The organism is Methylobacterium sp. J-076 (genome assembly GCF_022829405.1).
In the GTDB taxonomy this organism is placed as follows: Bacteria; Pseudomonadota; Alphaproteobacteria; order Rhizobiales; family Beijerinckiaceae; genus Methylobacterium.
This window is the reverse complement of record NZ_JAKSXW010000100.1, coordinates 1-18,565: the sequence shown is the minus strand read 5'-3', so window position 1 is coordinate 18,565 and position 18,565 is coordinate 1. Positions and strand designations below refer to the sequence as shown.

Sequence of the window (18,565 nt, the reverse complement as noted above, 5' to 3'; positions counted from 1 at the left end):
CGCCGTTGCCCTGGCCGCGGCTGAGGGGGGCCTGGTAGCCGTACTCGAAGCGGGCGCGGCCCGAGAGGCGCAGGCAGGTGTCGGTGCCGGGGATGTAGAAGAAGCCGGCGCCGTAGGCCGAGCACACACGGACGAACTCGACCGGGACCGCTTTCTTGACCGGCAGGTCGGCGGCCTGGGCGGCGCCGACCGAGGCCAGGGCTGCGGCCGAGCCGAGCAGCCATGTCTTCATACGATTCATCATGATCTCCAATCTAACGGCCGCTGAGTTCTTCGATGTCCCGGTCTCGATCCCGGCATGTCGAAGAGCTCGTTCGGTCACGACCTTGGCTGCCAAAGACATCGACGCTTGAGCCCCCTCGCGAGCGGCGCCATGCGAATTCCGTCACCCTCGTCCCGACTCATTCGCAAGCAGCGCTATCGACGGGCATCCGGCGCAGCGAGGTTAAGCGTGTCGCCCGGCCATTTTAAACCTTCAAATCTTTTTCAAACCCGGCGAACACGGCGCTTTTGCCTAAATAAGACATAGATATACATGGCTTGAGTTGAGTAATACGCGAAATATCAACTGCAGATTACAATAGCGATGGATAGCCGGGTCATCACCACCTGGGAAACCGGCGCCGGTCGCAAGCCTGGCGGCTCGGGCGGCCGGGCCCGCGCCAGGGGGCGCCCTGGCCTTTGGTCCAATATCGGGGGATGCCGGCCGCGCCCTATCGTGCCCGCAACGATCGAGGACACGCGGGGGGCGGCGCGGGGCCGCCCCGGAGACGGCTGCGCATGCGAGTGTCCGGCCCTGGGCGCCCCGGGGGGATGGCCGTCCTCTTCGCCGTCCTCGCCCTCGCCCTCGCGGCCCTCGTCCCGGCGGCCGGGGCGGGGGAGCTCGACCGGGCGGGGATCGCCCGCCAGTTCCCGCCGCCCCTCGTCGTCGGCGAGAAGGACGACGCCCTCCCGGTCTGGCCGATCCTGAAGCAGCAGGCGGGCTCCTACGAGGTCTTCGCCTACGCGTTCGAATCCATCGACTTCGCGCCGATCCCCGGCTTCGGCGGCACGCCCCCCGACCTGCTGATCGCCCTCGCCCCCGACGGCAACTTCCGCGACGTGAAGGTGCTCTCCCACCGGGAGCCGGTCTTCCTCGAAGGGCTCGGCCCGGAGCCCCTGTTCGCCTTCGTGGAACAGTATGCCGGCCTGTCCGCCCGGCAGCCGATCCGGGTCGGGCGCCCCAACGCCCGGGCTGCGGGGGCTTCGGCCCAGACCACCGTCGACGGCATCGCCATGGCGACCGCCTCGACCCGGACGATCAACCAGTCGATCCTGGCCTCGGCCCTGGCGGTGGCGCGGGGCAAGCTCGGTTTCGGCGCGGCCAATGTCGGCCTGAGCGTCGAGGCGAAGCCGGACCTGTTCGAGCCCCTCGGCTTCGACGCCCTCCTGTCCCGCGGCTGGGTCCGGCGGCTGACCGTCACGCGGGGCGAGGCGGCGCGGGCCTTCCGCGGCACCGGGGTCGAGGAGGGAGGGGAGGGCGCGCCCGGCGAGGCCGTCGTGGACCTGTACGTGGCCCTGCTCGACGTACCCTCCATCGGCCGCAACCTCCTCGGCGCGGCGCGCCACGCGGCGCTGATGCACGAGCTCGGCCCCGGCAACCACGCGGTGATGGTGCTGAGCGCCGGCCCCGCCGACGCGGCGGAGAACCCGCTGGGCGAGACCTTCGTCCTCGGCTCCGTGCCGGAGCGGGTCTCGGTCTCGCAGGGCGGCCTCGTGGTGAACGCCCGCGACATGGCGGTGGAGCGCCGGGGCGCCGGCCTCGGGGAGGGCCTGCCGGCGGGCGACTGGACGATCCTCCGGATCGACTCCGCCGCCGGCTTCGACCCCTCCGCCCCATGGACGCTCACCGACAGGATCGTGCGCGAGCGCGGCCAGATCCTGTCCGAGAAGATCGCCCGCGACTTCAGCGTGGAGACGACGCTGCCGGGCGATCTCTTCGCCCGCGTCGCCGCCCAGGAGGGACCGGACTGGACCGAGTCCTGGCGCGCCCGCCTCCCGGCGCTCGCGGGGATCGCCGGGATGCTCGCGCTCCTCGTGCCGGTCCTCGCCCGGCGGAGGGGGCTCGTGGCCGATGCGCGGCGGTTCCCGGCCTTCCGCCTCGCCTTCCTGGCGCTCACCGTCGGCTTCGTCGGCTACGGGGCGCAGGCGCAGTTGTCCATCGTGACCCTGATGGGGCTGGTGCGGGCCGTATTCCGCACCCACGATTTCGCGTTCCTGCTCTACGATCCGCCCTCGCTGGTGCTCTGGGCCTTCGTGCTCGCCAGCCTCGTCCTGTGGGGCCGGGGGACCTTCTGCGGCTGGCTCTGCCCGTTCGGAGCGATGCAGGAGCTGGTGGCGTGGCTGGCGCGTCCCCTGCGGATCCGTCAGGTCGCGGTGCCGCCGCGGCTCGACCGGCCTCTGCGCGCGGTGAAATACGCCGTGCTCGCCGGCCTGCTCGCGGCGACCGCCGCCGGATGGCCCGCCGCCGACGCCATGGCCGAGGTCGAGCCGTTCAAGACGGCGATCACCCTGTCCTTCCTGCGGAGCTGGCCCTTCGTGGCCTACGCCGTGGGGCTGCTGGCGCTCAACCTCTTCGTCTACAAGGGTTTCTGCCGCTACCTCTGCCCCCTCGGCGCGGGCCTCGCCCTGGCCGGGCGCCTGCGCGTGCTGGACTGGATCCCCCGCCGGGCGGAGTGCGGCACCCCGTGCCAGCTCTGCAAGGTCCGATGCCGCTACGGCGCCATCGCCCCGGACGGGCGGATCGACTACCCCGAGTGCTTCCAGTGCATGGAGTGCGTCACGATCATCCAGGATCCCGGCCAGTGCGTGCCGCAGGTGGTGGCCCGCCGCCACGCCAAGCGGATCGTCCCGCGCCCGGTGCCGACCCGGTGAGCGCCCGCCCCACCCGCCGCCGGGTCCTCCTCGGCGCCAGCGGCCTCGCCGCGGCCGGCATCGCCGGGCTCCGCGCCCAGGCCGGCGCCCGGGGTCTGACGGTGCGGACCCGGGCGGGGCTCGCCCTGGGCACCACCGTCTCCCTCACCGCCGCGGGGCCGGACCCGGACGCGCTCGACGCCGCCCTGTCGGAGGGCATGGCCGCCCTGCGGACGGTGGAGCACGCGGCGAGCCTGTTCCGGCCCGACAGCGCCCTGTCGCGCCTGAACCGCGACGGCCACCTCGACGCGCCGCCCGCCGCCCTCACGACGATGCTCGCCTTCGCCCTCGGCCTCGCGGAGAGGACCGGGGGCGCGTTCGATCCCACCGTGCAGCCCCTCTGGCCCCTCTGGTCGCAGGCGGCGGAGCGGGGCGCGCGGCCCGAGCCCGCCGCGCTCCGGGACTGCCTCGCCCGGGTCGGCTGGCGGCGGGTGCGGCTGTCGCCGGAGGCGATCACCCTCGAGCCCGGCACCGCCGTGACCCTCAACGCCCTCGTCCAGGGCCATGCGGCGGATGCGGTGATGGCCGCCCTCCGGGCCCGGGGCATCGCCGACGCCTTCGTGGACACGGGGGAGTTCGGCGCCGCGGGCGCTCATCCCGACGGCACGCCGTGGCGGCTCGGCCTCGCCGATCCCCGGCGGCGGGGGGAGGTGGCGGCGGTGATCGCCCCGTTCACCGGGTTCGCGGCGACCTCGGGCGACTACAACATGGCCTTCTCGCCGGATTTCTCGGACCACCATATCTTCGACCCGGCGACCGGGCACTCGCCCCGGGGCCTCGCCTCGGTGACGGTGACCGCCCCTTCGGGGCTCCTGGCGGACGGCCTGTCCACCGCCTGCATGGTGCTGGGCCCGGAGCGGGGCGGGGCCCTCGTGGCGCGGCACCGGGGCTGCGCCCTGCGCGTCTCGGTGAAGGCATGAGCGGGCGGCTCGCCCGCCTCGCCCTCGCGGCCGGGTTGCTGGGGCTCGCCCCCGTCCGGGCGGGGGAGGGTGCCCAGGCCTCCGTCGCCACGGCCCTCGTCGTCTCCGTGGACGTCTCGCAATCGGTGGACGATGCCCGCTTCCGGCTTCAGATGGAGGGCATCGCCGAGGCGCTGGAGGATCCCGGCGTGCTGGCCGCGATCACCGGCAACCCGGGCGGCATCCTGTTCGCCATGGTGACCTGGGCCGACAGGGCGGGGATGCCGGTGCCCTGGCGGCGGATCGCCACCAGAGCGGAGGCCGCGGCGGCCGCCGCCGCCGTGCGGGCCACGCCCCGGCAGGCGGGGGAGTTCACCTGCATCGGCCAGATGTTCCGCACCGTGGCGGCGAGCGTGATCCCGGCGATGCCGGTGCCGGCCGACCGGATCGTCATCGACGTGTCCGGCGACGGGATCGACAACTGCACCGACCCCGACGCCATGGAGGCCGAGCGCAGGGACGTCCTGGCGCTCGGCGCGACGATCAACGGGCTGCCGATCCTCGTGCCGGGGGAGAACGACGTGGTCGGCGCGGGCGCCTACCGGGCGCCGGGCTACGGCCTGCGCCCGACCCCGCTACCGCAGGACCGGACCACCCTGGAGCAATGGTACCGGACCCACGTCGTGGGCGGCCCCGCCTCGTTCCTCCTGGCGGCGGCGGGCTACGGCGACTTCTCCCGGGCGATGCGGCGGAAGTTCGTGATCGAGATCAGTGTGTTGGAAGAAGACAAGGGGCGATAGCCCCCTCACCCCCGTCTCTGCGAGCGATGCGACGCCATCCAGGGGCGGAGGGCCGCCTGCCGGATGTGACGCTTCGCTGGCGCTCGCAATGACGGGGGTGGTGGCGCTGGTGGGAGGAGCCCCTATAGGAACCCGATGGAGAACCAGGGGACGAGGATGACGGCGAGCAGGCCGGCGAGCAGGGCCAGGATGTAGCCGACGATGGGCCGCATCCCCGCATCCGGGTGGATCCGGCTGATGGCGCAGGCGGCGTAGTAGCCGACCCCGAAGGGCGGGGCGAACAGCCCCACGCCCATCGCCAGGATCACCACCATCGCATAGTGCACCTCGTGCACGCCGACGCTGCGGGCGATGGGGAACAGCAGCGGCCCGAACAGCACCACCGCCGGGATGCCCTCCAGCACCGAGCCCAGCACGATGAACGCCGCCGCCGAGACCAGCAGGAACCCGAGCGAACCGCCGGGCAGGCTCTTCATCGCCACCGCCAGCGTCTGCGAGAAGCCCGATTGTGTCAGCGCCCAGGCCATGCCGGTGGCCGCGCCGATGATCAGCAGGATCGCCCCCGACAGGGCCGCCGTCGTCACCAGCATCGGGTAGAGCCGGCGCCAGGCGAAGCAGCGGTAGATCAGCAGCCCCGCCAGCACGGCGTAGACGATGCCGATGGTCGAGACCTCGGTGGCGGTGGCGATGCCCTCCACCACCGCGTAGCGGATCACGAAGGGCAGGGCCAAGGCGGGCAGGGCGACGAGGAAGGCCCGGCCGATCACCGCCCGCGAGGGCCGGGCGACGTGGCTCAGGTCCTCGCCGCGGTAGCGCCACCAGACCAGGGCGCACAGCGTCACCGCCAGCACCACGCCGGGCAGCAGCCCGCCGGTGAACAGGGCGGTGATCGACACCCCCGTCACCGAGCCGATGGTGATCAGCACGATGGAGGGCGGGATCGTCTCGGTCTGCGCCCCGGTGGCCGCCAGGAGGGCCACGAGGTCGCCCTCCTTGGCGCCGCGCGCCTTCATCTCCGGGAACAGCACGGGGGCGACGGCGGCCATGTCGGCGGCCTTCGAGCCGGAGATGCCGGAGACGAGGTACATCGCCCCGACCAGCACGAAGTGCAGGCCGCCGCGCACGTGCCCGAGCAGGCTCGCCAGGAAGCCGACCATGGCCTTGGCCATGCCGGTCATCTCGATGAGCAGGCCGAGGAACACGAACAGCGGCACGGCGAGGAGGATGAGGTGGCTCATGCCCTCGTCCATGCGCCCGACCACGACCATGGAGGGGGCGTCGGTGGTCAGCGTCACGTAGGCGAAGGTGGACAGGCCGAAGGCGAAGGCGATGGGCACGCCGGAGAACACCAGCGCGCCGACCCCGAGCACGAAGAACAGCAGCAGGTTGATGTTGCCGAGGCCCGGCAGGAGCGGCTGCACGGCCAGGAGCGCCCCGGCGAGCCCGAGGCCGGTGGCCAGCGCGGCGAGCGTCATCTTCCAGTCCGCGGCCTCCAGGAGGCGCAGCACGGCGATGACCAGCATCAGGCCGAAGCCGACGGGCAGGGCGGCGGCCCGCCACGCGTTGTTGAGTTCGAGGGCGGGGGTCTGGACGAAGGCCTCCTCCCCGGCGAACTCGTAGGCCGGGTGGAGGACGAGGCCGACGAAGACGAGGCCGGCGACCAGGGCGAGGGTTTCGAGGAAGGCGCGCCCGCGCGGGCCGGCCATGGCGACCAGGGCGGTCATGCGCATGTGCTCGGCCCGGCGGAAGGCGACGACGGCGCCGAGCATGGCGAGCCACAGGAACAGGATGCCGGCGAGCTCGTCGGACCAGATCAGCGGCTCGTGGAAGACGTAGCGGCTGACGACGCCCGAGAGCAGCACGCCGATCTCGGCCAGGACCAGCAGGGCGGCGGGGACCTCCACCAGCCAGCCCAGCGCCGTGTCGAGGCCGCGCAGCCAGCCCCCGGCCCGCAGGGGCGGCCCGTCGAGGCCCAGGCCGTGGCCGGCCGAACCCGCGGCCTCCACCGCCGCGATGTCGATCGCCATCGCCGCCGCCCCTACGCGAAATGCCGGAAAGGGCAGCCGAAACCTGCCTGGCGCATCCTGTCTCTCCCTGAAACCCCGCGGGGCCGCCGCCGGCTGGTGCCGGTCTGTCGCAGGACAATCCCACACTTGCGCCGCCGCTGCCAGACGACCCGCCCCCGGAACCGATGGCGTTTCCGCCCGTCCGTCATGGCCGATTACGGCCGCCCGGGCCTCAGCCGAGCCACGCCACCAGGACCGAGACGGTCACCACGGAGGCGAGGTGCGAGACGAGGATCGCCCCCGAGGTGACGCGCGCCTGCAGCCCGTAGAGCTTGGCCAAGGTGAAGGGCCCCGAGCCGATGGGCAGGGCGCTCAGCAGCACCGCCGCCCGCGCCCAGAGGGACGGCACGGGGAAGACGTAGAAGACGAGGAGCGCCGTCACCGCCGGCTGGACCACCAGCTTCAGCCCGACGAGGAGCCCGATCAGCCCCCGGTCGCCGCCGAACGCGCTCTCCTGCGCCAGGAACAGGCCGATGCAGATCAGCGCGCAGGGTGAGGCCGCCCCGCCGAGCAGCTTGGCCGAGGTGTCGAGGGGCAGCGGCAGGGGCAACCCGGTGAGCCCCACGGCGAGGCCGGCGATGGGGGCGAGGAACAGGGGGTTGCGCAGCAGGGAGAGCAGCACCCGCCGCACGGTGCTGCGCCGGTCGACACCCCGGCGCAGGTCGAACTCCACCATCACGATGGCGGTGAGGAACAGGATGCAGGCCGTGAACAGGGTGGCGATCACGGCCGCGGGCAGCCCCTCCGGCCCGAACACGAGCAGGCAGAGGGGGATGCCCATGAAGCCGACATTGCTGTAGCCGGCGTCCAGCCCCTCGATGCTGGCATCGGCGGAGGAGGCACCCCGCCGCCGGGCGAGGCCGTAGGCGAGGGCGAAGGTCGCCGCGATCCCCAGGGCGAAGGCCGCCGAGAAGCCGACCTGGCCGATCTCGGCGGGGGTGATCCTCGCCATGGTGGTGAAGATCAGCGCGGGCAGGGCGAGGTAGATCGCGAATCGGTTGATGTTGTCCGTGGCCTCGCGGGTGAAGACGCCGAAGCGCCCGCACAGGAACCCGAGCAGGATCAGCGAGAAGATCGGCAGCGCCGCGTTCAGGACCGCCTGCATCGCACCGTCCGGATGGGGCCCGAGGGGCCGGAAAACGCGCTGGTGCGGCCATCGCGGAGTGCCGTCAAGCCCGGCGAGGGTCCGCACGGCCCAGGGGCGCGGGGCGGGAGCGCCCGCGCGCGCCGGCCGGCTTTCCACAGGTGGTCCGACCCTGCAATATCGCCGACACCGGGTCCGGCGGCAGGGGGCCACCCCGCCGCCACGGTGAGAAGGACGGAGCGATGATTCCTGCACCCACGCGGCGCGGCCTCCTGGCGGGGGGCGGCCTCGCCCTCACGGCGGCGGGCCTCGGCCTCGGCAAGGCCGCCGCCGCCGACGGGACGGCACGGCTGCCCTTCGCCAACGGCGAGCGGCCCCTGGTCGCCTATCCCGGCAAGCGCCCCCTCTTGCAGATGACGGCCCGCCCGCCGCAGCTGGAGACGCCCTTCGCGGTGTTCGACGAGGGCGCCATCACCCCCAACGACGCGTTCTTCGTCCGCTACCACCTCGCCGACATCCCCACGGAGATCGACCGCGAGGCCTTCCGCCTCGGCGTCAAGGGGAGCGTCGAGCGCCCGCTCTCCCTGTCGCTCGCCGAGTTGAAGGGGATGGGCGGGACCGAGGTCGTCGCCGTCAACCAGTGCTCGGGCAATTCCCGCGGCTTCTTCGAACCGCGGATGGCGGGGGGCCAGCTCGCCAACGGCGCCATGGGCTGCGCCCGCTTCACCGGCGTGCCGCTGAAGGCGGTCCTCGACAAGGCGGGGGTGAAAGCCGGGGCGGTGCAGGTCTCCTTCGAGGGGCTGGACGGGCCGGTCCTGCCGGAGACGCCGGACTTCGCCAAGGCGCTGACCCTCGACCACGCCCGCGACGGGGATGTGATGCTCGCCTGGGGGATGAACGGGCAGGACCTGCCCTGGCTCAACGGCTTCCCCCTGCGCCTCGTGGTGCCCGGCTTCTACGGCACCTACTGGGTCAAGCACCTCGACGCGATCACCGTCCTCGATAAGCCCTTCGAGGGCTTCTGGATGAAGACCGCCTACCGCATCCCGGACAACGCCTGCGCCTGCACCGAGCCGGGCAAGGCGCCGGACAGGACCGTGCCGATCGGCCGCCTCACCGTGCGCTCCTTCGTGACCAACCTCGCCGACGGCGCACAGGTGAAGGCCGGCAGGGTGGCCCTGCGCGGCATCGCCTTCGACGGCGGCTCGGGCATCGGCGCGGTGGAGGTCTCCACCGACGACGGCCGGAGCTGGAGCCGGGCCAGCCTCGGCCAGGATCTCGGGCGCTACGCGTTCCGGCCCTGGAACGCGGAGGTCGATCTGGCGCCAGGGGCGCATGCCCTGCGGGTCCGGGCGACGGGCCGCGACGGCACCACGCAGCCGATGGAGCCCCGCTGGAACCCGGCCGGCTACATGCGCAACGTGGTCGAGACCACCCGCGTGACGGCGGCCTGAGGGAGAGCGACATGCGCAAGACGATCCCCCTCGCCATATCCGTGGCCCTCGCCCTGGCCGGGACGGCGGCCCTGGCCGCGCCGGACCGCTACGCCCTGCCGGAGCCGACGGCACAGCTGAAGGCGCCGCCGGAGGGCTCCCACGCGGCCGGCTTCCAGGCGGCGCAGGAGAACTGCCTGACCTGCCACTCGCCCGACTACCTCGCCATGCAGCCGCCGGGGAAGGGGCAGGCCTTCTGGGAGTCCGAGGTGACGAAGATGGTGAAGGTCTACCGCGCCCCGATCGAGGAGGCGCAGGCCAAGGCCATCGCCGCCTACCTCGCGGCCACCTACTGAGGGGCAGGCCCACCGGCGCGGCGGCGGATGCCCGAACTTGCCCGCGGCGGGCGGAGGGCGCATGCCGCCGGCCACCGGGGGAGGGGGCGCGGAGGGCGCGCCGCGTCCCCCGTTCCGCCGCTACGATCCGGACCGCCATGACGATCCTCACCCCCGCGCAGGACGGCGCCGCGAAGGCCGAGCTGGCACCGGCCGGGGCGCTCCGGGTCGGGCTCGTGGAGGCGCCGTCCGCCGGCCTCGTCTTCGTCGCCCGGGCGGCCGGCGGCGCGGCCAGGGGCGTGGCGGCCGATCTCGGGGCCGACCTCGCGCAACGGCTCGGGCTCCCCCTCGCCCAAACCCTCTTCCCGAATTCGGGGGCGTCGGCCGCGGCGCTCCAGGCGGAGGAGATCGATGTCGCCTTCATGCCGGTGGACGCGACCCGGCGGCAGGTGATCGCGTTCGGCCCCGGCTATTACGATCTGGAGAGCACCTACCTCGTCAGCGCGGCCTCCGGCCTCGCCGACGTGGCGGAGGTGGACAGGCCGGGAGCGCGGATCCTGGCCATCGACGGGACCACGACGTTCCGGGCCGCCGCCCGAACCCTGACCCGGACGCAGCCCGTCGCCGTCCCGTCCGTGGCGGAGGCCATCGCCCGCATGGGGCGGGGCGAGGCCGACGCCTTCGCCCTCTCCCGCGACACCCTGCAGCCGGTCCTGGCGCAGGTGCCGGGGTCCCGGATCGTCCGCGGCGGGTTCCAGCGGACGCAGGTCGCCGTCGCCATCCCCCTGGGGCGGCCGGGGGCGCTGGCCTGCGTGACCGCGTGGCTGGAGGCCGCCAAGCGCTCGGGGCTCGTCCGCCGGATCTTCGACGCGCACGGCTTCCCCCACGAGCCCGTCGCGCCGTAGACTGTGTCAGGCCGGGTCGGCGCGGGACCAGGCGGCGGTGCGGACGGGGGAGGGGCGCGTGCGAACCGTTGTCCATTGCGAGCCATCGGCCGGCGTGCATCGCCCGGCGAGGCCGGCGCGTCCGGCCCGGGCCGTCCTGGTCGCGCTCACGGCCCTCGCCCTCGTCGGGGCCGGCGCGGCGGTGGCGCGCGCCCCCGCCGCGAGCGTCGACCCCGACCTGATGCGGGTGGTCCGCTTCATGGCGGCGATGAAGGGCGGGTTCGCGCTCGCCGCGCTGGCGGCCTGCTTCTGGCGCCTCGCCCGGCCCGCCGCCCCGTGGCGGATGGCGGCCTACCTCGCCGGGCCGCCCGCCATGGCGGCGGGGGCGGTGGCGCTGTGGGCGTCCCTCGCCCCGGCGGCCGCGGCGGCCTGCCTGCATCTCGGCCTGTTCACGGTGGTGGCCGCCGCCCTGACCGATCCCGGCTTCATCCCCGACCGGTGGCCCGGCCGGGCTCAGCGGTAGCCGGCCGCCTGGAGCGCGAACAGCTCGGCATAGCGCCCGGAAAGCGCCAGCAGGGTCTCGTGGCTGCCGGTCTCCAGCACACGGCCGCCCTCGATCACCACGATGCGATCGGCCATGCGCACGGTCGAGAACCGGTGCGAGATCAGCACGGCGGTGCGCCCCTGCGCGAGGTCGCCGAAGCGGCGGAACACCTCGTATTCCGACCGCGCGTCGAGGGCCGCGGTGGGCTCGTCGAGGATCAGCACCTCGGCATCGCGCATGTAGGCGCGGGCGATGGCGATCTTCTGCCACTCGCCGCCGGACAGGTCGATCCCGTCCTCGAAGCGGCGGCCGAGCTGCTGGGCGTACCGGCCGGGCAGCCGCGCGATCACCGCATCCGCGAGGCTCTTCCCCGCCGCCGCCTCGATCCGCGCCCCGTCGCCGGAGGCCTCGATCCGCCCGGCGGCGATGTTGTCGCCCGCGGTGAAATCGAGGCGGAGGAAGTCCTGGAAGATCACGCCCACGCGGGCCCGCAGGTCCTCCACGGCGTAGGCCCGCAGGTCCACGCCATCGAGCAGGATGCGGCCCTCGCTCGGGTCGTAGAGGCGGGTGAGGAGCTTCACCAGCGTGGTCTTGCCCGCGCCGTTCTCGCCCACCAGCGCGACGACTTCGCCCGCCCGGATGGTGAGGTCGAGGTGGCGGACGGCCCAGCCCGCCCCGTCGGGATAGCGGAAGCCGACATCCTCGAACACGAACCCCTGCGCGATCGGGCGGGGCATCGGCACCGGCGCCTCCGGCGGCCGCATGGAGGGCGCGATGGCGAAGAAGCCGAACAGGTCGTCGAGGTACTGCGCTTGCCCCGAGATCTGTGACACGCCGAGCAGTAGCCCCTCCACCAGCCCCCGCAGGCGCAGGAAGGCCCCCGAGAGGAAGGTGAGGTCGCCGACCGACAGGGCCCCGGTCATCGTGCGCCACAGGATCAGGGCGTAGGCGGCGTAGTAGGCGGTGGTCCCCAGGGCGGCGAAGAGCCCGCCCCACAGGCCGCGCCGGGCGGCCAGGACCGCGTTCTCGGCCACCATCCGCTCGGACAGGGTGCGGAACCGCTCCGTCAGATGGAACGACAGGTTGAAGAGCTTGACCTCCTTGGCGCTCTCCACGCCCGCCCCGAGGTAGCGCAGGTAGTCCGATTCCCGCCGGTCCGCCGTCCGGGTGAAGGCGAGCCGGTAGCCGTGGCGGTTGAAGTGCAGCTCGTTCAGGAAGGCCGGGACGAGGGCCGCGACCAGCAGGAGGACGAGGCTCGGGGCGAAGGCGACGACGCCCCCGGCCAGGGAGAGCACCGTCACCAGATCCTGCGCCCGTCCCAGGACCTGGGCGACGAGGTTGGACCGCCACATCACCTGCCGCCGGGCACGCTCCAGCCGGTCCTGCACCGCGCTGTCCTCGAACTGCGCGAGGTCGAGGGTGGCGGCATGGGTCATCAGGCGCAGGGTGATGGCGTTGCCGGTGCGGTCGGCCAGCACCGCGTCGGCATAGGTCGTCGCCCGGGTCAGGAGGTCTGAGAGGATGGCGAGCCCGAACTCGCCGGCCACCAGCAGGCCGATGTGCCGGACGTGAGGATCCGCGGACCAGTCCGGGGACACGCCCCCGGCGGGCAGGCCCGTCCGGAGGCCGACGACGCCGTCGAGGATCAGCTTGGCGAGGTAGAGGCTCGCCACCGGGATCAGCGCCCGCACGAGGCGCAGCCCGACGGTGGCGATGGTGAGGGGCCGGCTCGCCCGCCAGGAGAGGGCGGCGAGGGCGGGCAGGTGGCGGAAGGCGCGGGCCGCTTGGTCGACCGCCTCGTGGAGCAGGCGCCGCGTGGGGGAGGGACGGGGCACGGGACTCTCATCCGGGGTGGATCGGCGCCCCCGCTTACGCGGCAAAGGCCCCGGCGGGGTCACGCCATCGCGCCGCACCCGGGCGGCCCACCCCGCATCAGGGCCGGGCCAGCCCGCCCTTGAGGGCGATCATCGCGGCGCGGCTCGCCCGGCGCTGGAGGCGCAATTCGGCGGCGAGCGTGCGCGCGTCCGGCAGGCCCACGGCCTGGGCGATCCGCTGCGCCGCGTTCGCCGGGGGGGGCTTGGCGGGGTCCTCCAGGGTCAATCGCTGCCAGTGGTAGACGGCCTCGATCACGCCGTAGGCCTGCGCCAGGGTCTCCGACAGGTCCGCCGGGATCAACCCCCGCTCCCCCGCGAGGCGCAGGACCCCGGCGCCGCTGAGGCCGACGAGGTCGCTCGCCCCGGCGCCAAGGACGATGGACTGGGCCAGGAAATCGAGGTCGAACAGGCCGCCCGGCGCGTACTTCAGGTCGTGCGGCCCGGCATGGCCGCGCTCCCGCGTGACGAGGGCGCGCATCGCCCCCGCCTCGGCGCAGACCGCGGCGGGATCGCGGGGGCCGGCGATCCGCGCGGCGATCGCGGCGGCGACCTCGGCGGCGAGGGTGGCGTCACCCGCCACGACCCGGGCGCGGGTCAGCGCCATGTGCTCCCAGGGTTCGGCCTCGTCGCGGTGGTAGGCGGTGAACCCCCCGACCTGCACCGCGGGCGGCGAGTGGCGGCCGTAGGGGCGCAGGCGCAGATCGACCTGGTACAGGCGCCCGCGCCGGGTCGGGACGGTCAGCGCCGCGACGAGGCGCTGGGCGATGCGGTTGTAGGCCACCACGGCGTCCACCGGGCGCGCCCCGCCGGTGGTGCGGTCGTCGGGGTCGAAATCGTAGAGGAAGACGAGGTCGAGGTCGGAGGCGGCGGTGAGCTGGCGCGAGCCGAGCCGCCCGAGCGCCAGGACGCAGCACCGGCCCCGGGGGATGGGTCCGTGGTCCCCGGCGAAGCGCCGGGTCTCCGCCTCCAGCACGAGGCCGATCGTGGCCTCGGCTATCCCGGCATAGGCCTCCCCCGCCTGCGACGGCGTGATGAGGCCGGACACGAGGTGCGCGCCGGTGATGAAGGTCATCCGCCGCGTCGCGTCGCGGCAGCGGTCGAGGAACTCCTCGTGGTCCGCGGGCTCGCCGACCAGCGCCGGCACCTGCCGGCGGAGGAGGTCCGGGGCGATGACCGGCGTGACGAAGTCCGGTTCCAGCACCGCGTCGAGGATGTGGGGGCTGCGGCCGACGGCGTCGGCGAGGCGCGGGGAGGCGCCCAGCAGGTCGGCGAACAGGAGGCGCAGGCGCTCGTGCGAGCGCAGGATCGCCAGGAGTTCGGCCGCGGCGGGCATCCGCGAGAAGGCCCGGTCGAGGTTGATGAGCGCCGCGTCCGGATCGGGCGTTCCGGCCAGGGCCCGCAGCAGGCCCGGCAGGAAGTCGGCGAGGATCTCGCGGGCCCGCCCGCCCCGCAGGGCCGGATGGCGGCCGAGCTGCCACCCGTGGACGATCCCGTAGGCCCGCTCCGCCTCGCGGAACCCCATCCGCCCCAGGGCCGCGAGGGTCGCGGGCGGCGCCTCGCCCCGGCCGAAGGCGAGGTGGTCCCGCTCCGCGGCGTCGGCCGGCTCGCCCTCGAACAGCAGCGCGTAATGGGCCTGGACCCGGGCCGTCCGGGCCAGCACGGCGGCCTCGAAGGCAGGGCTCCCGTCGAAGCCGCAGAAGCGGGCGAAGGACTCCAGCGCCTCCGGGTCGGAGGGCAGGCGCTGCGTCTGCTCGTCCCGCACCATCTGGAGGCGGTGCTCGACCGTGCGCAGGAACGTATAGGCCTCGCTCAAGTCGTCCCGCGCTGCGGCGTCGATCCAGCCCGCCTCCACGAGGCCGGCCAGGGTCTCGACGGTGCGGCGGCTGCGCAGGGACGGCTGCCGGCCGCCGAACACCAATTGCTGGGTCTGCGCGAAGAACTCGATCTCGCGGATCCCGCCGCGGCCGATCTTGATGTTGTGCCCGGCGACGGCGGCCTCGTCGTAGCCCCGCACGGCGTGGATCTGCCGCTTGAGGGCGTGGATCTCGGCGATGGCCGCGAAGTCGAAGTGCCGTCGCCAGATGAACGGCCTGAGGTCGCGCAGGAACGCCTCCGCCGCCGGGATGTCCCCGGCGACGGGGCGCGCCTTGATGTAGGCCGCGCGCTCCCAGTCCTGCCCAATCGACTGGTAGTACTCGAAGGCGAAGGCGGTGGAGAGGGCGAGGGCGGTGGAGCCGGGGTCCGGCCGCAGCCGGTAATCGACCCGGTGGACGTAGCCGTCGGCGGTGCGGTGGGCCAGGAGCTTGGCGAGATCCTGCGCCAGGGTGCCGAAGACCGTCTTGGCCTCCGCCCCCGCCACCGGCCCGGCCCGCTCCCCGTCGTAGAAGACCACGAGGTCGATGTCGCTGGAGTAGTTGAGCTCGCCCGCCCCGAGCTTGCCCAGCCCCAGGACGAACAGCCCGCATCCCTCGGCCGGCCTGTCGGGATCGGGCAGGCGCAGGCGGCCCGCGGCGGCGGCCCGCCGGAGGAGCAGGTCGAGGGCCGCCCCCACCGAGGCGTCGGCGAAGTCGGACAGCGCCCGCGTCACCACATCGAGGTCCCACAGGCCGCCGAGGTCGGCCAGCGCGACCAGGAGGGCGTGCTCCCGCCGGTTGGCCCGGAGCCGGCGGCCGGCCTCCGCGAGGTCGCCGGAGGCCCCCGCCGCCCGCTGCCGGGCGACGAGGTCCGCGTTCGCCGCCTCGGGGGACCGTTCCGCCAGGGCGGAGAAGCGGGCCGGCGCCTGGGCCACGGCCTGCCAGAGGAAGGGGGAGAAGTCGGCGAGGCCGAGCAGCAGTTCGCTCAGCTGCGGCGTCAGGAGGCCGGGCGCGAGGGCCGGCGCGATCTCCGCGAGCCGGTCCCGGGCCAGGGGCGTCGCCATCGGCCGGATCCGCGGCCGGAGCCGCGCGCGCAGGGTGTCGTCCCTCTGCATCCCAAGACCTCCCACCGCACCCGAGGGCGTCGTGCCTCCCCCGAAGGGCGGTGCGGTGGGTCTAGACCGTTTCAGGCCCCGCCGTCGCGGGGCCTGGGGCTCAGATGCCGCTGCCCGTGCCCGGATAGGACCGGACGCGCGCACCGCGATCGGTCATGCCGCCGACGCCAGTGCTGGCGGGATCCGCCCCGGCCAGGGGCGTCCAGCCCTCTTCGGTCCAGCCCGCCGCCTTCTGGTCGAGGTCGACCGGGCCATGCTGCTCCAGCGTCTTCATCACCAGGGGCGCGCGCGCCTCATCGACCTTGGCGGTGACGAGCGTGCCGCCCCGGCGGACGCCCTCGCCGTAGGCATGGGCGTCCTTCTCGCTGATGCCCGCCCCGGTGAGGGCACCGGCGAGGCCACCCGCCGCAGCACCGACGCCCGCCCCCGTCAGGGTGGCGACGAGCCAGCCCGCGGCCACGACCGGCCCGACGCCGGGAATCGCCACAAGGCCCAGACCGGCGAGGAGGCCGGCGGCGCCGCCGACCACGGTGCCGAGGGTCGCCCCGGTTCCCGTGCCGTCCTTGGCCTTTTCCTTGGTGTCGGCGGTCACGCCGGTCGTGCCGGCGGAGCGGTCGGCCCCGTCGTTGCCGACGATGCTGATATCCGCGTGCGGGATCCCGCTCGTCTCCAGCGCGGAGACGGCCGCGCTGGCATCCTCGTAGCGATCGTAGAGGGCGGTGACTGTGTGCTGGGCCATGTGATTTCTCCTTGAACGATCGTCGGGACGATCACTGCGCGGCGACGTTGCCCTTGAAGTCGAGGCCGACCGAGACGGACTTGCCGCCATGCATGGCCGTGCCGCGCCAGATGCCCCCGTCGTCCTTCTTGAGGTCCTTGGGGTCCGTGAAGCCGGCCTTGGTCAGCCGGGAGCGGGCCTCGCCCTCGGTGAAGCTGTTGGCACCGGGCTCCAGCTTGGCGTTGGTGTGGGCGCCCGCGGGCATGCCGTCCGGCGACGCCTTGTCGGTGTTGGGCCGGGTGACGCTCTGCTGGCCACCGGATTGCTGGCTCGTCTTCGCGTCGGGCGCGGCGGGCGTGCCGGTCACGGTGGTCTGGGCGGACGCGGCCGAGCCCAGCATCGTCACGAGGAGAAGGGCTGTGGGGATAGAACGCATGGCGGACTCCGATGATCGCACGGACCCCTTCAATCGACACGAGCAATGAACCGTTCCGATATTTATTCCTTCGCCAAGCTCACAGGTCGAGCTCGCATGTCTGTGCGCACAGAGATCCTGCAAGCACGTTTCAGGCTTGGCATTATACTTGCCGTCAAAGGATGGAATTCATCCGGGACCGGATCATCCACCGGGTCGGGCGGTCGGGACGATAAGCCCGGTTGACGACCGGGGTCCGGTCTCCGCATCGGTAGGGCGATGGGCCGAGAGACCGGTTCGGGAGGGTGAGCATGGCGTTCAAGCCGAAATCCGCCGCGGAGACGAAGGCGCGGGACCTCGGCCTCGCCCTGGCCCGGATCGCCGAGGGCGAGGGCACGCCGGCCAGCATCGGCATCGACCGGCTGCGGCAGGCGAGCCCCCGGCTCACGCCGCTGGCGATCGGGCAGATGGTGCGCAAGGAGCGCGAGACCGTCGAGGCGACGCTGGCCGAGCGCGGCCTGAGCCTGATCGACTATGCCGACCAGGGCCCGGGGCGCGGGATGGAGTTCACCATCGATACCGCGTCCTAGGGCAGAAACGCACTCACTCCGTTCACGCGTCTCTGCCCTAGCTTTTTGTTTCACATCAATTTTTCCAGACACGGCTGACGCCTTCGTCTGGATCGATGCACTAGGGCCGGACACCTCTGCGCCGCCCCCGGTCCCGCGCGGGCCGCCCGGCGAAGGCCTCAGGCGTCGTCCTCGCCGGGGGCGCCCTGAAGCCAGTCGGGCAGGCCGGGAAGGACCTCGCCCGCGGCTTCGCCGGCGGTCGCCAGGGCACGCCCGGCCTTCTCCTCCGGATGCTCGCCGCGGACCTGCGCGAACAGCTCCCGCGCCCGGCGGTCGAACTCCTCGTCGGAAAGCTTCAGTTCGTCGCTCGGCATACGGCGCCCCTCAAAGCTGGCCGGCCCCGCCGCCCGCGCCGCTCCGGAGAGGGGCGAGGGGGCGGCCGTGACCCTCGGGGCTGAACCGATCCTCGCGGCGGCGCGATCCACGCGACCCCGCGGAATGGTGAACGATCGACCACCCGTTTTCCCGCCCCGTCTCCCTCCATGACAGACCGGTCGTAGTTGCCGCATCTTGGAGCATTGGCTAAGAAATTTGTGTTATACCGGTGCAGCGGAGTCTCCGACGGCTCCACCAAGAATGGTTTGTTTCCGCGGCTGCCACAGCCCTGAAACCCTGGGAGGTTCGACGATGCACTGGACCGCCGTTCTGCTCGCGGCCTACGCGGCCGGCATTCTGGAATTCTGGCGCCTGTGCGAGGACGCCCCCACCGCGCCGTACGCGTGGGGCGCCCCCGTCAGGGGCGCCCTGCGCGTCGGGCGCGGTGAGGGCGTCCTCGCGCAGGGGGCAGAATTCGAGAATGACGGCCTCGTAGGCCGCGAGCAGATCGGCATTCCATCGCATCTTGTCATCTTCCACTGGTTCAGTACCTTGCCATACGCGGAAGTCTGCACTGCTGACCGCACCCATCTAAGACCCCTATGCACTCGTGATATTCTTACTATGTAGATACTGTTCCCGCCTGCAC

17 protein-coding genes are annotated in these 18,565 nt (G+C 73.3%); 9 read left to right on the top strand and 8 right to left on the bottom strand.

All coding sequences use genetic code 11. The features are described from left to right. On the bottom strand, nucleotides 1-343 hold a 343-nt coding region (locus tag MKK53_RS09515; RefSeq protein WP_409564298.1), incomplete at its 3' end, for a porin. 470 nt (nucleotides 344-813) lie between these two features. Here MKK53_RS09515 and MKK53_RS09510 point away from each other — a divergent pair. From MKK53_RS09510 to MKK53_RS09500, 3 genes are read left to right on the top strand one after another with little or no spacing between them, the layout of a single operon-like run. Then, nucleotides 814-2,913 (top strand): 4Fe-4S binding protein, encoded by a 2,100-nt coding sequence (locus tag MKK53_RS09510; RefSeq protein ID WP_243928457.1) that lies wholly within the window; start codon nucleotides 814-816, stop codon nucleotides 2,911-2,913. Beyond that, nucleotides 2,910-3,872: an FAD:protein FMN transferase gene (locus tag MKK53_RS09505; protein WP_243928456.1), complete on the top strand. Its 963-nt coding sequence runs from the start codon at nucleotides 2,910-2,912 to the stop codon at nucleotides 3,870-3,872. Before MKK53_RS09510 ends, MKK53_RS09505 begins: the two co-directional genes overlap by 4 nt. Next, the gene (locus MKK53_RS09500) at nucleotides 3,869-4,651 is read left to right on the top strand and encodes a DUF1194 domain-containing protein (protein ID WP_243928455.1); all 783 of its coding nucleotides are present in this window, start codon (nucleotides 3,869-3,871) and stop codon (nucleotides 4,649-4,651) included. Before MKK53_RS09505 ends, MKK53_RS09500 begins: the two co-directional genes overlap by 4 nt. A gap of 122 nt (nucleotides 4,652-4,773) precedes the next feature. Here MKK53_RS09500 and MKK53_RS09495 read toward each other — a convergent pair whose 3' ends face one another. Both MKK53_RS09495 and MKK53_RS09490 read right to left on the bottom strand, forming a co-directional pair. Beyond that, nucleotides 4,774-6,678, bottom strand: coding sequence for a TRAP transporter large permease subunit (locus tag MKK53_RS09495; protein ID WP_243928454.1), 1,905 nt, complete (start codon nucleotides 6,676-6,678; stop codon nucleotides 4,774-4,776). A 211-nt stretch (nucleotides 6,679-6,889) separates the two neighbouring features. Beyond that, nucleotides 6,890-7,822 carry an AEC family transporter gene (locus MKK53_RS09490; protein ID WP_243928453.1) on the bottom strand — a complete coding sequence of 311 codons (933 nt, stop codon included), beginning with the start codon at nucleotides 7,820-7,822 and terminating at the stop codon, nucleotides 6,890-6,892. A gap of 221 nt (nucleotides 7,823-8,043) precedes the next feature. Here MKK53_RS09490 and MKK53_RS09485 point away from each other — a divergent pair, with 221 nt between their 5' ends. The 4 genes from MKK53_RS09485 to MKK53_RS09470 all read left to right on the top strand — a co-directional run bounded on the left by MKK53_RS09485 (nucleotide 8,044) and on the right by MKK53_RS09470 (nucleotide 10,976). Continuing rightward, complete coding sequence (locus MKK53_RS09485) at nucleotides 8,044-9,255, top strand: molybdopterin-dependent oxidoreductase (RefSeq protein WP_243928452.1); 1,212 nt, start codon at nucleotides 8,044-8,046, stop codon at nucleotides 9,253-9,255. Nucleotides 9,256-9,266: 11 nt separating this feature from the next. After that, nucleotides 9,267-9,590, top strand: coding sequence for a cytochrome c (locus tag MKK53_RS09480; protein ID WP_243928451.1), 324 nt, complete (start codon nucleotides 9,267-9,269; stop codon nucleotides 9,588-9,590). 137 nt (nucleotides 9,591-9,727) lie between these two features. Beyond that, entirely contained in the window at nucleotides 9,728-10,474 is a 747-nt protein-coding gene (locus tag MKK53_RS09475; RefSeq protein ID WP_243928450.1) for a transporter substrate-binding domain-containing protein, read from the top strand. A 58-nt stretch (nucleotides 10,475-10,532) separates the two neighbouring features. Further along, nucleotides 10,533-10,976, top strand: coding sequence for a hypothetical protein (locus MKK53_RS09470; RefSeq protein WP_243928449.1), 444 nt, complete (start codon nucleotides 10,533-10,535; stop codon nucleotides 10,974-10,976). Here MKK53_RS09470 and MKK53_RS09465 read toward each other — a convergent pair. The 4 genes from MKK53_RS09465 to MKK53_RS09450 all read right to left on the bottom strand — a co-directional run bounded on the left by MKK53_RS09465 (nucleotide 10,967) and on the right by MKK53_RS09450 (nucleotide 16,993). Further along, nucleotides 10,967-12,832, bottom strand: a complete 1,866-nt coding sequence (locus tag MKK53_RS09465) for an ABC transporter ATP-binding protein (protein WP_243928448.1) — start codon at nucleotides 12,830-12,832, stop codon at nucleotides 10,967-10,969. The genes MKK53_RS09470 and MKK53_RS09465 overlap by 10 nt on opposite strands. Nucleotides 12,833-12,929: 97 nt before the next feature. After that, a complete protein-coding gene (locus tag MKK53_RS09460; protein ID WP_243928447.1) occupies nucleotides 12,930-15,839 on the bottom strand; it encodes a bifunctional [glutamine synthetase] adenylyltransferase/[glutamine synthetase]-adenylyl-L-tyrosine phosphorylase in 2,910 nt (969 codons plus the stop codon). A gap of 100 nt (nucleotides 15,840-15,939) precedes the next feature. Next, nucleotides 15,940-16,578 (bottom strand): general stress protein, encoded by a 639-nt coding sequence (locus tag MKK53_RS09455; protein ID WP_243928446.1) that lies wholly within the window; start codon nucleotides 16,576-16,578, stop codon nucleotides 15,940-15,942. A 31-nt stretch (nucleotides 16,579-16,609) separates the two neighbouring features. Next, nucleotides 16,610-16,993, bottom strand: a complete 384-nt coding sequence (locus MKK53_RS09450) for a hypothetical protein (RefSeq protein WP_243928445.1) — start codon at nucleotides 16,991-16,993, stop codon at nucleotides 16,610-16,612. A 290-nt stretch (nucleotides 16,994-17,283) separates the two neighbouring features. On the opposite strand from MKK53_RS09450, the gene MKK53_RS09445 reads away from it, so the two are divergent. After that, entirely contained in the window at nucleotides 17,284-17,562 is a 279-nt protein-coding gene (locus MKK53_RS09445) for an adenylosuccinate synthase (RefSeq protein ID WP_243928444.1), read from the top strand. Nucleotides 17,563-17,720: 158 nt separating this feature from the next. On the opposite strand, the gene MKK53_RS09440 is transcribed toward MKK53_RS09445, so the two are convergent. Beyond that, nucleotides 17,721-17,915 carry a hypothetical protein gene (locus tag MKK53_RS09440; RefSeq protein ID WP_243928443.1) on the bottom strand — a complete coding sequence of 65 codons (195 nt, stop codon included), beginning with the start codon at nucleotides 17,913-17,915 and terminating at the stop codon, nucleotides 17,721-17,723. Between the two features lie 313 nt (nucleotides 17,916-18,228). Between MKK53_RS09440 and MKK53_RS09435 the strand changes: the two genes are divergently transcribed. Then, complete coding sequence (locus MKK53_RS09435) at nucleotides 18,229-18,546, top strand: hypothetical protein (protein WP_243928442.1); 318 nt, start codon at nucleotides 18,229-18,231, stop codon at nucleotides 18,544-18,546. The last annotated feature ends 19 nt before the right edge of the window (nucleotides 18,547-18,565 follow it).

What these genes read in the sequence shown, in the direction of transcription:
- MKK53_RS09475 (WP_243928450.1), top strand. Translation starts at nt 9,728, where the DNA reads ATGACGATCCTCACCCCCGCGCAGGACGGCGCCGCGAAGGCCGAGCTG.
- MKK53_RS09485 (WP_243928452.1), top strand. Translation starts at nt 8,044, where the DNA reads ATGATTCCTGCACCCACGCGGCGCGGCCTCCTGGCGGGGGGCGGCCTC.
- MKK53_RS09455 (WP_243928446.1), bottom strand. Translation starts at nt 16,578, where the DNA reads ATGGCCCAGCACACAGTCACCGCCCTCTACGATCGCTACGAGGATGCC.
- MKK53_RS09460 (WP_243928447.1), bottom strand. Translation starts at nt 15,839, where the DNA reads ATGCAGAGGGACGACACCCTGCGCGCGCGGCTCCGGCCGCGGATCCGG.
- MKK53_RS09440 (WP_243928443.1), bottom strand. Translation starts at nt 17,915, where the DNA reads ATGCCGAGCGACGAACTGAAGCTTTCCGACGAGGAGTTCGACCGCCGG.
- MKK53_RS09445 (WP_243928444.1), top strand. Translation starts at nt 17,284, where the DNA reads ATGGCGTTCAAGCCGAAATCCGCCGCGGAGACGAAGGCGCGGGACCTC.
- MKK53_RS09510 (WP_243928457.1), top strand. Translation starts at nt 814, where the DNA reads ATGGCCGTCCTCTTCGCCGTCCTCGCCCTCGCCCTCGCGGCCCTCGTC.
- MKK53_RS09450 (WP_243928445.1), bottom strand. Translation starts at nt 16,993, where the DNA reads ATGCGTTCTATCCCCACAGCCCTTCTCCTCGTGACGATGCTGGGCTCG.
- MKK53_RS09495 (WP_243928454.1), bottom strand. Translation starts at nt 6,678, where the DNA reads ATGGCGATCGACATCGCGGCGGTGGAGGCCGCGGGTTCGGCCGGCCAC.
- MKK53_RS09500 (WP_243928455.1), top strand. Translation starts at nt 3,869, where the DNA reads ATGAGCGGGCGGCTCGCCCGCCTCGCCCTCGCGGCCGGGTTGCTGGGG.
- MKK53_RS09490 (WP_243928453.1), bottom strand. Translation starts at nt 7,822, where the DNA reads ATGCAGGCGGTCCTGAACGCGGCGCTGCCGATCTTCTCGCTGATCCTG.
- MKK53_RS09435 (WP_243928442.1), top strand. Translation starts at nt 18,229, where the DNA reads ATGCACTGGACCGCCGTTCTGCTCGCGGCCTACGCGGCCGGCATTCTG.
- MKK53_RS09480 (WP_243928451.1), top strand. Translation starts at nt 9,267, where the DNA reads ATGCGCAAGACGATCCCCCTCGCCATATCCGTGGCCCTCGCCCTGGCC.